The organism is Pseudomonas asuensis, from assembly GCF_014646755.1.
GTDB lineage: Bacteria > Pseudomonadota > Gammaproteobacteria > Pseudomonadales > Pseudomonadaceae > Chryseomonas > Chryseomonas asuensis.
On the sequence record NZ_BMNW01000012.1, the window covers coordinates 70,981 to 84,971 of the forward strand.

Genomic DNA, 13,991 nt, shown 5'->3' on the forward strand with positions numbered 1-13,991 from the left:
CTTGCCAAGCATAGCTATTTACAGGGGCGCGACACAAGAAGTTGCTCAAGCGACACCCGGTACGCACTTAACTGCTAGGTTTGCCTCCCTGTGAAGCTGTTGCCGGTATAGCGGCAGGCGCTTCAGCCGGAGCGTCTGTAGAAGACTCAGACTTGGGCTCAGCAGCCACAGGTTCACGAGTAAAAACCATTGAAACCCGTCGATTCTTGGCTCGGTTTGCCTTGCTGTTATTGGCAACCAAAGGATACTGTTCGCCAAAGAAGCGAATTTCCATCTGCTCTTCAGGCACACCGCTGGCTTTTAGATACTGCATGACAGCCATAGCGCGTAAGCGCGACTCCTGGCGGTTATCCAGTCGATTACCAGAATTATCCGTAAACCCGGAAATCACCACATGATTGACGGTGGGATCGGCTTTCAGATACTGAAGAATAATGTCCAGCTTGTTACGCGCCACCTCATCCAGGTCACTTCCCCCCTTGGGAAAGCCAACCATGGAATGACGAATCTGATCAAAGTTGACTGGCAAAAGCTTGGCAGCACACAACTGGAAATTCTGATACGCCGACTCAAACTTGGCAGGCAAAATACGAACCTCAAGCGGATCGCCGTTACGACTGCGGGCTTTAACCAACGGACTACGTCCCTCCATCAACCCGGTCAACAAACGTCGTCCCTGGCTCTCGCTCGTATTGAGCGGAGTAGCCCCGCCTTGAATTCTGACAGACCCCAGCGATTCATCGCCACGGCCTGGCTGCCATGGTGTAGCGGCAGCCAACAGGGTTGCAGATCCATGGGAAAGCCAGTTTTCAGACGTTTTAAGCCTGAAAACAGGTTGCTCTCCGGCGCGACGAACAAACTCGCCCGTGCCAAAGCGTGGTACGTCTTGGGAAAGCCGGCACTCAAACTGGTCGCCCTCCACTTTCCATCCCGCTTTTTCAATACGGTCCTGGAATGTGATGCCCATTGCCGGCAGGCTGGCCAAGAGCGGTAGAAGGGTCAAGTAACGAAGGCGCACAGGGAGGCTCCGAGTCCAATAGAAGAATCATACCTTCGTGATATCGGTTAATTACCCTGAAAACTTGAATTCAATCAGCACTTGCGCAGCACATCAGCATTCTCTGGACGCCCCTCTTCGTAAGCAATTACGCCCGTTGCAGCTGATCGCTTGGCTATTCTGGAATACTTCTAGGCTAGGCGACGTGCCCGAGCCCACCTTTTCCGGTAGCATTCCTATTACATTTATTCGCCTGGAAATCAGCATGTCCGACCGGATAACGCTTCGCCGTCCCGACGACTGGCATATACACCTTCGTGATGGTGCGGCCCTGAGTCAAACCGTAGCCGATGTTGCACGCACTTTTGGCCGCGCCATCATCATGCCCAACCTGGTACCGCCGGTGCGCAATGCAGAACAAGCTGCTGCTTACCGCGAGCGCATTCTGGCTGCCCGCCCGGCCGCCAGTCGATTTGAACCGCTGATGGTACTTTACCTGACGGACCGTACGACAAAAGATGAGATCCGTACGGCTAAAGAGAGCGGCTTGGTACATGCCGTCAAGCTTTATCCTGCGGGAGCTACCACGAACTCTGACTCAGGTGTTACCGCGCTTGAGAATGTCTTTCCGGTACTTGAGACAATGGCAGAGGTCGATTTGCCATTGCTGGTACATGGTGAAGTAACACGTTCGGAAGTGGATATATTTGATCGGGAAAAGCGCTTTATTGATGAGCAGCTGAGCGTTATTGTCAAACGCTTCCCTACCCTTCGCGTAGTGCTCGAGCACATAACGACAGGCGATGCTGCACAATTTGTACGCGATGCGGCAGACAATGTAGCCGCTACCATCACGGCACATCACTTGCTCTACAACCGCAACCATATGTTAGTAGGCGGTATCCGTCCGCATTTCTTCTGCTTGCCTATCCTTAAGCGCAATACGCATCAGGAAGCACTACTGGACGCAGCCGTCAGTGGAAACTCAAAGTTTTTTCTAGGCACTGACTCGGCGCCCCATCCCAAGCATGCAAAAGAGTCTGCCTGCGGCTGCGCTGGATGTTACACCGCCTATGCTGCACTTGAGCTCTATGCTGAAGCCTTCGAGAGCCGCAGTGCTCTGGACAAACTTGAAGGCTTCGCCAGCCTGTTTGGCGCTGACTTTTACGGTCTACCGCACAATACCGATACAGTAACGCTGGTGCGGGAAGAATGGAAAGCACCTACTACACTGCCTTTTGGCGATTTTGAAGTTGTGCCGCTGCGTGCCGGAGAAACGTTGCGTTGGCGTCTGGAGACCTCTGCATGAGTGATGATGAAGAACTGTTCGCGGAAGAAATGGAAAACTCCGCTCCAATGTCCGACTCACGTGTACCAATGGCACGTCGCTTTCGTGGCTATTTGCCTGTTGTTATAGACGTTGAAACCGGGGGCTTTAATGCCGCTACTGATGCGTTGCTGGAAATAGCTGCAACCATCATTGGTATGGATGAAAAAGGCTTCCTCTTTCCCGAGCACACTCATTTCTTCCGGGTCGAGCCTTTCGAGGGTGCCAATGTAGAACCCGCAGCACTCGAGTTTACTGGGATCAAACTTGATCACCCGTTGAGAATGGCTGTTAAAGAAGAGCACGCGCTTACAGAAATCTTTCGAGGTGTGCGTAAGTCCTTAAAAGCCAATGGTTGCAAGCGAGCGATACTAGTAGGCCACAACAGTAGCTTTGACCTTGCGTTTCTCAACGCTGCCGTCCTGCGCTGCGGCATTAAGCGCAACCCTTTCCATCCTTTCTCAAGCTTTGATACAGCCACATTGGCCGGCCTGGCCTATGGTCAAACGGTACTGGCCAAGGCGTGCCAAAGCGCCGGAATTGAGTTCGATAACCGGGAAGCACATTCCGCTCGGTACGATACTGAGAAAACAGCTGATCTATTCTGCGGCATCGTTAATCGCTGGCGTGAGCTAGGCGGCTGGATGGATCCTGAATAAACTCGTCATGAGCGGCCGACGTGCCGCTCAGCAGGTTAGGAACAATCTCCTCCCAGAACGCTTTGACAATCATTCTCACTACGATTAGTCTGCCGATATACCTTTTTAGCCGTAGACGAATCGCCATGTATGTATGTTTGTGCCGAGGTGTCACCGACAAACAAATCCGTGAAGCTATCTATGAGGGATGCTGTAGTTATCGGGAAGTAAGGGAGTGCACAGGAGTAGGCACACAGTGCGGTAAATGCGCCTGTCTGGCTAAAACTGTGGTTAGGGAGACCCTTGGCGAGCTTCAAGCCGCTCAAAGCCTGGCTTATCCTGCGGGATTATCCCAGGCCTGATTGGCATAATTTCAAGAACCGGGCATTTAGCCCGGTTTTTTTATGCCTAGAAATCAGCGGGTTACGAATCAACTGCGAAAGCTTGTTATTAGCAGATGTTTTTCATAATCAATTCAATAACTTACGTTTGACAAGGTTCTACTTCACGCCCAGACTTGTGCTACATAATCCTTGGGCGGAGCCGTCATGAAAGGCGACATTAAAGTCATTCAGCATCTCAACAAGATACTTGGAAACGAGCTTGTTGCCATCAATCAGTATTTCCTCCACTCACGCATGTATAACGACTGGGGCCTGAAAAAACTTGGGCACCACGAATATCATGAGTCCATTGATGAGATGAAGCATGCGGATCGTTTGATCGAGCGAATCCTTTTCCTTGAAGGTCTTCCTAATCTTCAGGATCTGGGCAAACTGATGATTGGTGAAAATACCAAGGAAATGCTTGAGTGTGATTTGCGCCTTGAAATCGCAGCGGTTGCCGATCTACGAGATGCCATCGTGTATTGTGAGAGTGTCCGGGACTATGTCAGTCGTGACATGCTCAAAGATATCCTGGAGTCGGAAGAAGAGCATATTGACTGGCTGGAAACTCAATTGGGTCTGATTGACAAGGTAGGTATTGAAAACTACCTGCAGTCCAATATGCATGATGATGACTGAATAGCCATGATGAAAAAAGCCCGCCTAATTGACGGGCTTTTTTATAAACGCGGCAAGAGAAATAAATACACCCTCTCTTGTACGCTATCACTCAGCGCGGCATAACTTCATCAAACAGATTGTGCATAGCCAGGAAGGCACGCTTAGCAACGGTAGGATTATATTGCTGCTTACCTGGGTTATTAGCTTCAGGATCAGTAAAGGAATGAACAGCGTTACCGTAACTGACAACCTGCCAATCGACATTAGCGTCGGTCATTTCGGCTTCAAAGGCAGAAATTTGCTCGCTGGGCACTAGCGGATCAGCAGCACCATGCAAGACTAGAACAGGCGCTTTGATGTTGCTGGCATCTGCAGGATTTGGCGTATCCAGGTTCGCATGGAAGGTGACGACAGCAGAAAGCTCCGCACCATCGCGCGCCAGCTCAAGCGCCGCACAGCCACCGAAGCAGAAACCAATAGCAGCAATCTGCCTAGTATCTATGGCAACATCGTCCGCTTGCGCAACAAGTGCCTGATAAGCAGCCTGCAAACGCTTACGCAGTAAAGCTCTATCATTACGAATAGGCATCATGGCCGCCAATGCTTCATCTGCATTGCTGGGACGCACGCTCTGCCCATAAAAGTCCACGATGAAATAAACCAATCCATCTTCGCTCGCAAGACGCTTGGTTAAATCGATTGCCCCCTGCGATACGCCCATCCAATTAGGCGAAAGCAGTACTGCTGGCCGCTTTTGACTCTGATTAGCGCCGTATACCAGTTGTCCCTCGAACGGCTGTCCATCGATTTCATACTGGATTGCCTTAACCGTCATCTCGGCCATGGGTTACCTCTTCATCGTTGGGTTTAAAAGAAAGCCCGCCAGAAGCGGGCTTTTTAAGTGCATTAGGCAGAAAGCTCTACCAGAAGCTTATTGAGACGGCGCACATAGGCAGCCGGATCTTTAAGACTATCACCCGCAGCCAGAGCCGCCTGGTCGAACAGAACATGAGCCAAATCCACGAAACGATCTTCGTCCTGCTCCATGTCCAGTTTTTCAATTAGCGGATGCTGTGGATTAATCTCGAAGATAGGCTTGGATTCAGGGGCTTTTTGCCCGCTCGCCTCAAGAATACGACGCATCTGTAGCCCTAAGTCCTGCTCTCCAATCGCAAGAATTGCTGGGGAATCCGTCAGGCGATGAGATACCCGGACCTCACTGACCTCGCTCTCCAGCGCTTTCTTAATGCGACCAACAAGATCCTCTTTCGTCTTGGCTATCTCCTCTTGAGCTTTCTTATCCTCTTCAGAGTCAAGCTTGCCCAGATCCAGATCGCCACGAGCAACATCGATGAATGCTTTACCATCGAACTCGGTGAGATAGCTCATCAGCCATTCATCGATACGATCAGTCAACAAAAGAACTTCAATGCCCTTCTTACGGAATACTTCGAGGTGTGGACTGTTCTTGACTTGATTGTAGCTTTCACCGGTCAGGTAATAGATCTTGTCCTGCCCTTCCTTCATGCGGCCGATATAATCGGCAAGTGCAACATCCTGCTCACCCGCATCGCCCTGAGTCGAAGCAAAACGCAGCAAACCTGCAATCTTTTCACGATTGGCAAAGTCTTCTGCAGGGCCTTCTTTAAGAACCTGCCCGAACGCACTCCAGAACTGCTTATATTGTTCCGGCTCGCTCTTGGCCAACTTCTCCAACATATCCAGGACCCGCTTGCTCAGCGCTGACTTCATGGAGTCAATCACTGGATCCTTTTGGAGAATTTCACGAGACACGTTAAGCGAGAGATCATTGGAATCCACTACACCCTTGATAAAGCGCAGATAGAGAGGCAGGAACTCATCAGCCTGATCCATAATGAAGACGCGCTGCACGTAGAGTTTCAGCCCGCGTGGTGCTTCACGCTGATACAGATCAAACGGCGCACGTGCAGGCACGTAAAGCAGCGAGGTGTATTCAAGCTTGCCCTCTACCTTGTTATGACTCCAGGTCAGAGGATTTTCGAAATCATGAGAGACGTGCTTATAAAACTCCTGATATTCCTCTTCCTTGACTTCAGTGCGTGGTCGTGTCCACAGCGCGCTCGCACGATTGACCGTTTCCCACTCCTGCTCCGCAGGTGCTTCCTCTCCATGCTGCTCTTTTGGTAGCTCAATCGGCAGAGCAATATGATCAGAGTACTTCTTGATAATGTTACGTAGCCGCCAACCATCGGCAAATTCTTCTTCACCTGCCTTCAGATGAAGAACAATGCGGGTGCCGCGCTCAGGCTTCTCAATAGTCGCAACATCGAATTCGCCCTCACCTTTCGAACTCCAATAAACGCCTTCCCCGGTAGGCTGTCCAGCACGACGCGTAAGGACTTCTACCTTGTCTGCGACGATAAAGGCGCTATAAAAGCCAACCCCGAACTGGCCGATCAGATGAGAATCCTTGCGTTGGTCGCCCGACAGGTTCTTAAGAAAATCAGCTGTACCTGACTTGGCAATCGTGCCCAGATGCGTAATGACATCTTCACGGCTCATGCCAATGCCATTGTCCTCAATCGTGACGGTACGGGCGTCTTTGTCGTAGCTGATACGAATCTTGAGCGCGTCGCCACCCTCAAGGAGCTCAGGCTTGGCCAAGGCTTCAAAACGAAGCTTGTCCGCTGCATCGGATGCGTTGGAAACCAGCTCTCGAAGGAAAATTTCCTTATTGGAATACAGAGAATGAATCATGAGATGAAGCAGCTGCTTCACTTCAGTCTGAAAACCTAATGTTTCTTTCTGAGTCTCCACACTCATGGTTACGAACTCCACAGATGACGGTTGAGCCGCGATAGCGGTGATGGACGCAAAAATGGGGGCAAGTCCTTATTTTTCAACCCGAAACAGATTACAGGTCTCATATATGACGTATTTATTTAAACGTCAGGAACTACTTGGTCATGATCGCTGCCAATAGGCCTGGCAGCCGTGCCCGTCAGGTGCGCACACCGTCATAGACGCTACAAAGGTCGACGTGGAACTTCGCTGTATACGTATGCTCGAAGTGCTGCCGTGAATTAAACAAGGAGAAGACCATGCAAAAACCTTTCGCTTATGCCCTGCTGCTCGCTGCAGCCCTTGGCTTAGCTGCCTGCGATAAGCCTTCCGAAGAAAAGGCTCAAGACGCACAGCAATCCGAGCAGAAAGCTCAAGAACACATGAATGAAGCAGCCAAAGAAAGCAATCAGGCTGCTCAGGAACGCACTGAAGCTGCTCAAGAACAAGCTAAAGAAGCTCAAGATACCGCCACTAACAGCTCCCCACAGGGAAATCCGGATCAGCCTCTGCAAGGCGGTGATCCGAATACCAAACAGCAGTAAGCTGATAATAAAAAAGCCCGCAATAGCGGGCTTTTTTATTGCCAACACAAAGCTCTTATGAAGCTCGTATGGCCTGAGGCTGACCCTGTTGTCTATCCCAAAGAGTAGCAAGTACGCCAATTACAAGCGATGGGATCAACCAAGCCAACCCTTGATCTACAAGCGGAAGTTTGGCTTCTAGCCAATTGATCCAACTGACTTCAAAACCAGCAGCCTTTATGCCATCCACAACCCCGAACAGGAACGCGATGAGCATGACTGGTGCCACAACACGTGTGGATGAATGCCAAAGCCTAGAGCAGAAGCTCAGCACGACCAGGACAATACAGGGCGGGTAAATAGCCGTCAGCACAGGTACCGATATCTGGATCAGATGAGTCAAACCCAGATTCGAAACAAGCAGAGAGAAGAGCGCCAAGGCAACAACCAGAACCTTATAAGGTAAATGCAGGGCTTCGCTAAAATATTCTGCACAGGCGCAGGTCAGACCAACAGCCGTGACCAGACAAGCAAGAGAGATCAAGCAGGCCAGAAAAATACTCCCTGGCTCGCCAAAGGTATGCTGAACATAAGCATGTAGCACCTCTGCACCATTAGTAGCGGTGGGCACCAATGAGTGACTGGTAGAGCCTAACTGGAACAGACTGACATAAACCAAGGCAAGTCCTACGCCCGCAATCAAACCCGCAATTACAGCGTAACGCGTAATCAGGGTCGATGATTCAATGCCACGGGCTTTGATCGCATTTACGATCACAATGCCAAAGACCAAAGCGCCCAGCGTATCCATGGTCAAATAACCATTGACGAACCCTTGAGAAAACGCCTGTGCCTGATAGGCCTTGACAGATTCGCCCGTCCCGCCTGCCGGCCATAGAAACGCTGCCGCGCCCAGAATAGCCAGCGCCAGAATTTTAAGCGGTGCCAGGAAGCGTCCGACTGTATCCAGCAATCGTCCTGGATACAGTGACACTACCAGTACAACGCAGAAATAGACGAGGCTATAAAGAAATAGTGGCAATGCTCCACCGCCTGTAAGTGGAGCAAGTCCAACTTCAAACGAAACAGTTGCAGTACGCGGAGTAGCAAACAACGGGCCGACTGACAGATAGCAGACCGCTGCCAGCAAACCACCAGCTACCCGACCGATTGGAGAGCTTAGCGCGTTCATGGCTCCGCCTACACGGGCCAAGGCGACGACTGTTAACACAGGCAAGCCTACTGCTGTAATGAGGAAGCCAATAGCAGCAGCCCAGACATGGGGGCCAGCCTGCAAACCTACGATAGGTGGGAAAATAATGTTACCCGCTCCCACAAAGAGAGCGAAAGTCATAAAGCCAAGTGCCAGGATATCCTGGCCTTTCAAAGATTTCATTTCAGGGAATACCGGATTCAGACAGATTGATCGCGAAGGGTTCCCGTTGCTTATTAGGAACGACGCCCACTTGGCTAAAGCGGACCACTAATGGCTACCATACCTCTTTTGGAGATGGTCGCTATGAAGGGTGCACATCCTAACGAAATCTGCAGCCAAAGGCAGCAAAAACGTCCTGTACGCCGATTAAACGAGCCGAAATTGGGCTACTGAATACAGTATTGCCGATCCGCTATAGGTTTACATGGCTAAAATATTTATCGCGCCCATAAAAAAGGCCACCTTAAAAGGTGGCCTTTAAATCAAGATAAAGCTTACGCCTTCTTGACTTCCCAACCGGTCAGTTCGGCCAAGGCCTTACCAATATCCGCCAGGGAACGTACAGTCTTAACGCCTGCATCCTGCAGTGCTGCAAACTTCTCGTCAGCAGTACCTTTACCGCCAGAGATGATCGCGCCCGCATGACCCATGCGCTTGCCAGGAGGTGCAGTCACACCGGCAATGTAGGATACGACAGGCTTAGTCACGTTTTCCTTGATAAAGGCTGCAGCCTCTTCTTCAGCAGAACCGCCGATTTCGCCGATCATGACAATCGCTTCAGTCTGAGGATCTTCCTGGAACAGCTTCAGGATATCGATGAAGTTGGAACCTGGAATCGGATCGCCACCGATGCCCACACACGTGGACTGACCAAAGCCTGCGTCAGTAGTCTGCTTGACCGCTTCGTACGTTAGGGTACCGGAACGGGAAACGATACCAACCTTGCCCGGCTGATGAATGTGACCAGGCATGATACCGATCTTGCACTCGCCGGGTGTAATGACGCCTGGGCAGTTCGGGCCAATCAGACGTACGCCTAGCTCATCACACTTGACCTTGGCATCCAGCATATCCAGCGTCGGGATACCTTCGGTAATGCAAACGATCAGCTTGATACCGCCCAATGCGGCTTCAAGGATGGAGTCTTTACAAAAAGGAGCCGGGACATAGATGACTGAAGCCTCAGCACCTGTCGCCTCTACCGCCTCCTTGACCGTATTGAAAACGGGCAGGCCCAAGTGAGTAGTACCACCTTTGCCAGGTGTTACACCACCGACCATCTTGGTGCCGTAGGCAATAGCTTGTTCAGAGTGGAAAGTACCCTGGCTACCGGTAAAGCCCTGGCAGATAACTTTGGTGTCTTTATTAATCAGGACGCTCATTACTTACCCTCCGCGGCCTTGACGACCTGCTGGGCAGCGTCGGTCAGGCTAGTTGCCGCGATGATATTCAGACCGCTTTCGGCCAGGACCTTGGCACCCAGTTCTGCGTTGTTGCCTTCCAGGCGCACAACGACAGGAACTTTAACGCCTACCTCTTTCACCGCGCCGATGATGCCTTCTGCAATCATGTCGCAACGAACGATACCGCCAAAGATATTAACCAGCACGGCTTTGACGTTGTTGTCGGACAGGATGATCTTGAACGCTTCGGTCACGCGCTCTTTAGTCGCGCCACCACCTACGTCCAGGAAGTTAGCCGGCTTGCCGCCATGCAGGTTGACGATATCCATGGTGCCCATGGCCAGACCCGCGCCATTCACCATGCAGCCGATATTGCCTTCAAGCGCAACATAGTTCAGCTCCCACTTCTGCGCATGAGCTTCACGCGCGTCATCCTGGGAAGGATCATGCATTGCACGCAGCTTGGGCTGACGATACATGGCATTGCTGTCGATGTTGATCTTGGCGTCCAGGCAGTGCAGATCACCGTCTTTCTTGATGACCAGCGGGTTCACTTCCAGGAGTGCCAGGTCATAGTCCTGGAACAACTTGGCCAGACCAACAAAGATCTGGGTGAACTGCTTGATTTGATTACCGGTCAGGCCAAGCTGGAAAGCCAGCTCGCGGCCTTGATAAGGCTGAGCGCCTACCAGAGGATCAATGGTCGCCTTCAGAATCTTTTCAGGCGTGTCGTGCGCAACTTTTTCAATGTCTACGCCACCTTCGGTGGAAGCCATGAAAACGATACGGCGGCTAGAACGGTCAACGACCGCACCGAGATACAATTCCTTATCGATGTCCGTGCAGGACTCAACCAGGATCTTGCTAACTGGCTGGCCGTTGGCATCAGTCTGATACGTTACCAGATTCTTACCTAGCCAGTTTTGAGCAAACGCCTTGGCGTCTTCACGGCTCTTGACCAGCTTCACACCGCCGGCTTTACCACGGCCACCCGCATGAACTTGTGCTTTAACGACCCATTCGCTGCCGCCGATTTTGTCGCAGGCTTCCGCCGCTTCTTCGGGGGTGTCTACAGCGAAGCCCTTGGATACAGGCAGGCCGTACTCAGCGAACAGCTGCTTACCCTGATACTCGTGGAGATTCATGCTTATCTACCGTCTTCGTTAGGTATTGCGCATTTTCGGCGCTGCGCTCATTGGCGCCGCGCCACCTGTAACTGCCCTCTGGCAGTCCGGTGAGCGTTCCTGCGGCCCTCCCCTGGAGTAGCGGCGGGCTGCTCACCGTTGGTCTACCGTCTTAACGCTTCTTGCGGTTGGCAATATGAATGGCATGACCATTCACGGCCAGGGCCGCTTCATGCAGCGCTTCAGACAGTGTCGGGTGCGAGAACACCATCATACCCAGGTCCTCGGCACTAGTACCGAATTCCATGGCAATGGCGCCCTGTTGAACCAGATCCGCTGCACTTGGGCCAATAATATGGACACCTAGCACACGATCAGTTTTGGCATCAGCAATTACTTTTACCAAACCAGCCGTATCATTTGCTGCCATGGCTCGGCCGCTTGCAGCAAACGGGAAGGTTCCAACGTTCACTTCAACGCCTTCAGCCTTCAAAGCCTGTTCAGTTTTACCAACCCATGCCATTTCCGGATGGGTGTAGATAACCGAAGGAATCAGATCATAGTTCATCTGAGCCTTGTGACCAGCGATACGTTCGGCCACCATAACGCCTTCCTCGGAAGCCTTGTGAGCCAGCATCAGACCACGCACGCAGTCACCAATGGCATAAACGCCCGGCACGCTGGTAGCGCAATAGTCATCAACGTAGATATATCCGCGCTCATCGCTTTCTACGCCGCAATCAGATGCCAGCAGATCGGTAGTTACGGGGCGACGGCCTACCGCTACGATCAACTTATCGAAGGTCTGCTTCTGCTCACCAGTAGAATCAGTAAACGTTACAGTTACTTCGTTACCGTTGACTTCCGAACCTGTTACGCGAGTCCCTAGACGAACGTTCAGGCCCTGCTTGGTCATAATTTTGAGGCCTTCCTTCGCGATCTGCTCATCGGCAGCCGGCAGGAACTTGTCCAGGGCTTCCAATACAGTCACTTCGGCGCCCAGGCGAGCCCATACAGAACCCAGCTCTAAACCGATAACTCCAGCGCCAATAACACCCAAGCGCTTTGGAACTTCAGTGAAGTCAAGTGCACCCGTGGAATCAACAACGATGCCCTCAACAAGCGGAGCCGGAGGAATTTCAATTGGACGCGAGCCTGAAGCCAGGATAACGTTTGTAGCCTCGACAATCTGAGTCTGACCATCCAGACCCGTCACCTCAACTTGCTTGTTGGCCAACAGCTTGCCATGGCCTTCCAGCAGCGTTACACCGTTGGCCTTGAATAGCGTGCCGATACCACCAGTCAGGTTCTTAACAATCTGATCTTTACGACCGATCATTGCAGGCACATCAATAGTCACGTTGGGTGCATCGATACCATGAACCTTGAAGCCTTCATGAGCTTCGTGAAACTTGTAAGAGCTATCCAGCAGCGCCTTAGAAGGAATGCAACCTACGTTCAAGCAGGTACCACCCAGAGAGACCTTGCCTTCCTTACCCTTGTATCGTTCGATACAGGCAGTCTTCAGGCCGAGCTGCGCAGCGCGAATGGCAGCCACATAGCCGCCAGGGCCGGCACCGATCACGACTACGTCGAATTTTTCGCTCATAAGTTTCATCCTATTTCGATAAACCGGACGGCTTCTTGCGAAGCCGTCTCTATATATGGACTAGATTAGATGTCCAGCAGCAGACGGGCCGGGTCTTCCAGCAGGTCCTTCATGGTCACCAAGAACGTCACGGCCTCTTTGCCATCGATCAGGCGATGATCATAGGAAAGAGCAAGATACATCATCGGCAGGATGACAACCTGGCCATTCACAGCCATAGGCCGCTCCTGGATCTTATGCATACCGAGAATGGCAGTCTGTGGCGGGTTAACAATTGGCGTAGATAGCAGCGAGCCGAAAACCCCACCATTGGAAATGGTGAACGTACCGCCCTGCATATCTTCCATCGTCAACTTGCCAGCTTTGGCTTTCTTGCCGAAATCAGAAATAGTGCCTTCGATTTCAGCCAGGCTCATAAGCTCGGCATTGCGCAACACGGGAACAACCAGACCACGATCGCTGGAAACCGCTACACCAATATCCTGGTAACCGTGGTAAACGATATCGCCACCGTCGATGGAGGCATTGACGCCTGGCTGACGCTTCAGCGCCTCGGTCGCAGCCTTGACAAAGAAGGACATGAAGCCCAGGCGTACGCCGTTGTGCTTCTTCTCAAACATGTCCTTGTACTTTGAGCGCAGGTCCATGATCGGCTTCATATTCACTTCGTTGAACGTAGTCAACATGGCCATGCTGGATTGAGCTTCAACCAGACGCTCAGCTACCTTGGCACGCAAGCGAGTCATCGGCACACGCTTTTCAACGCGATCGCCTGCTGCGAAGGCCTGGGTCGGCGCTGCCGCTGTAGCGGGCTTGGCTGCCGGCGCGGAAGAAGCAGACTTCTTGGCTTCGATAGCGGCTACGGCATCCTCCTTGGTTACGCGCCCGCCCTTACCCGTGCCCTTGATACTAGCCGGATCCAGACCGTTCTCTTCTGCCAGCTTACGAGCAGCTGGTGCCAGAATTGGATCTTCTTCATCCTGAGCTGCGGCAGCAGGTGCAGCGGACGGAGTAGCTGCCGGAGCGCTGGCAGCCGGCGCAGCAGCTGCAGCGCCCTCTTCAACGCGTGCGATGACTTCTTCGCTCAGTACAGTGTCGCCTTCGTTTTTCAGAACCTCGGCCAAAACACCGTCAGCGGGAGCCACAACTTCCAGAACAACCTTATCGGTCTCGATATCTACCAGCAGTTCGTCCCGCTTTACTGCTTCACCAGGCTTCTTGTGCCATGTAGCGACGGTGCCATCTGCAACCGACTCTGGAAAGGTTGGGGCTTTGATCTCGATAGCCATTCTATTGGATTCCTTAATTCGTTTTATGCGCGCG

The 13,991-nt window shown here is 52.0% G+C and carries 13 protein-coding genes; 5 read left to right on the top strand and 8 right to left on the bottom strand.

Annotation, left to right across the window (positions count from 1 at the left end):
* Positions 1-67: 67 nt before the first annotated feature.
* Positions 68-1,018: a flagellar protein MotY gene (locus IEX86_RS20935; protein WP_188868094.1), complete on the bottom strand. Its 951-nt coding sequence runs from the start codon at positions 1,016-1,018 to the stop codon at positions 68-70.
* A gap of 244 nt (positions 1,019-1,262) precedes the next feature.
* On the opposite strand from IEX86_RS20935, the gene pyrC reads away from it, so the two are divergent.
* From pyrC to bfr, 4 genes are all read left to right on the top strand, one after another.
* Positions 1,263-2,306, top strand: a complete 1,044-nt coding sequence (pyrC, locus tag IEX86_RS20940) for a dihydroorotase (protein ID WP_188868126.1) — start codon at positions 1,263-1,265, stop codon at positions 2,304-2,306.
* 29 nt (positions 2,307-2,335) lie between these two features.
* Positions 2,336-2,983, top strand: a complete 648-nt coding sequence (rnt, locus tag IEX86_RS20945; protein WP_373290470.1) for a ribonuclease T — start codon at positions 2,336-2,338, stop codon at positions 2,981-2,983.
* Between the two features lie 125 nt (positions 2,984-3,108).
* On the top strand, positions 3,109-3,324 hold the full coding sequence (locus tag IEX86_RS20950) for a bacterioferritin-associated ferredoxin (protein ID WP_188868096.1): 216 nt from the start codon (positions 3,109-3,111) through the stop codon (positions 3,322-3,324).
* Positions 3,325-3,510: 186 nt separating this feature from the next.
* Entirely contained in the window at positions 3,511-3,987 is a 477-nt protein-coding gene (bfr, locus tag IEX86_RS20955; protein WP_019365389.1) for a bacterioferritin, read from the top strand.
* Between the two features lie 91 nt (positions 3,988-4,078).
* Here the strand turns inward: bfr and IEX86_RS20960 are convergent, their stop codons facing one another.
* Positions 4,079-4,813: a dienelactone hydrolase family protein gene (locus tag IEX86_RS20960; protein ID WP_188868097.1), complete on the bottom strand. Its 735-nt coding sequence runs from the start codon at positions 4,811-4,813 to the stop codon at positions 4,079-4,081.
* Between the two features lie 62 nt (positions 4,814-4,875).
* Entirely contained in the window at positions 4,876-6,774 is a 1,899-nt protein-coding gene (gene htpG, locus IEX86_RS20965) for a molecular chaperone HtpG (protein ID WP_188868098.1), read from the bottom strand.
* Positions 6,775-7,052: 278 nt separating this feature from the next.
* On the opposite strand from htpG, the gene IEX86_RS20970 reads away from it, so the two are divergent.
* On the top strand, positions 7,053-7,337 hold the full coding sequence (locus tag IEX86_RS20970) for a hypothetical protein (protein WP_188868099.1): 285 nt from the start codon (positions 7,053-7,055) through the stop codon (positions 7,335-7,337).
* Between the two features lie 55 nt (positions 7,338-7,392).
* On the opposite strand, the gene brnQ is transcribed toward IEX86_RS20970, so the two are convergent.
* The 5 genes from brnQ to odhB form a co-directional block, all read right to left on the bottom strand.
* Entirely contained in the window at positions 7,393-8,712 is a 1,320-nt protein-coding gene (gene brnQ / locus IEX86_RS20975) for a branched-chain amino acid transport system II carrier protein (RefSeq protein ID WP_188868100.1), read from the bottom strand.
* A gap of 314 nt (positions 8,713-9,026) precedes the next feature.
* Positions 9,027-9,914, bottom strand: coding sequence for a succinate--CoA ligase subunit alpha (gene sucD, locus IEX86_RS20980; RefSeq protein ID WP_188868101.1), 888 nt, complete (start codon positions 9,912-9,914; stop codon positions 9,027-9,029).
* Entirely contained in the window at positions 9,914-11,080 is a 1,167-nt protein-coding gene (sucC, locus tag IEX86_RS20985) for an ADP-forming succinate--CoA ligase subunit beta (RefSeq protein WP_188868102.1), read from the bottom strand. Before sucC ends, sucD begins: the two co-directional genes overlap by 1 nt.
* A gap of 151 nt (positions 11,081-11,231) precedes the next feature.
* Positions 11,232-12,668: a dihydrolipoyl dehydrogenase gene (lpdA, locus tag IEX86_RS20990; RefSeq protein ID WP_188868103.1), complete on the bottom strand. Its 1,437-nt coding sequence runs from the start codon at positions 12,666-12,668 to the stop codon at positions 11,232-11,234.
* 65 nt (positions 12,669-12,733) lie between these two features.
* Positions 12,734-13,957 carry a 2-oxoglutarate dehydrogenase complex dihydrolipoyllysine-residue succinyltransferase gene (gene odhB / locus IEX86_RS20995; protein ID WP_188868104.1) on the bottom strand — a complete coding sequence of 408 codons (1,224 nt, stop codon included), beginning with the start codon at positions 13,955-13,957 and terminating at the stop codon, positions 12,734-12,736.
* Positions 13,958-13,991 lie beyond the last annotated feature (34 nt).

Coding starts and splice junctions, on each gene's coding strand:
- htpG (WP_188868098.1), bottom strand. CDS start 6,774: ATGAGTGTGGAGACTCAGAAAGAAACATTAGGTTTTCAGACTGAAGTG.
- brnQ (WP_188868100.1), bottom strand. CDS start 8,712: ATGAAATCTTTGAAAGGCCAGGATATCCTGGCACTTGGCTTTATGACT.
- odhB (WP_188868104.1), bottom strand. CDS start 13,957: ATGGCTATCGAGATCAAAGCCCCAACCTTTCCAGAGTCGGTTGCAGAT.
- IEX86_RS20970 (WP_188868099.1), top strand. CDS start 7,053: ATGCAAAAACCTTTCGCTTATGCCCTGCTGCTCGCTGCAGCCCTTGGC.
- IEX86_RS20960 (WP_188868097.1), bottom strand. CDS start 4,813: ATGGCCGAGATGACGGTTAAGGCAATCCAGTATGAAATCGATGGACAG.
- sucD (WP_188868101.1), bottom strand. CDS start 9,914: ATGAGCGTCCTGATTAATAAAGACACCAAAGTTATCTGCCAGGGCTTT.
- bfr (WP_019365389.1), top strand. CDS start 3,511: ATGAAAGGCGACATTAAAGTCATTCAGCATCTCAACAAGATACTTGGA.
- IEX86_RS20950 (WP_188868096.1), top strand. CDS start 3,109: ATGTATGTATGTTTGTGCCGAGGTGTCACCGACAAACAAATCCGTGAA.
- sucC (WP_188868102.1), bottom strand. CDS start 11,080: ATGAATCTCCACGAGTATCAGGGTAAGCAGCTGTTCGCTGAGTACGGC.
- rnt (WP_373290470.1), top strand. CDS start 2,336: ATGGAAAACTCCGCTCCAATGTCCGACTCACGTGTACCAATGGCACGT.
- pyrC (WP_188868126.1), top strand. CDS start 1,263: ATGTCCGACCGGATAACGCTTCGCCGTCCCGACGACTGGCATATACAC.
- lpdA (WP_188868103.1), bottom strand. CDS start 12,668: ATGAGCGAAAAATTCGACGTAGTCGTGATCGGTGCCGGCCCTGGCGGC.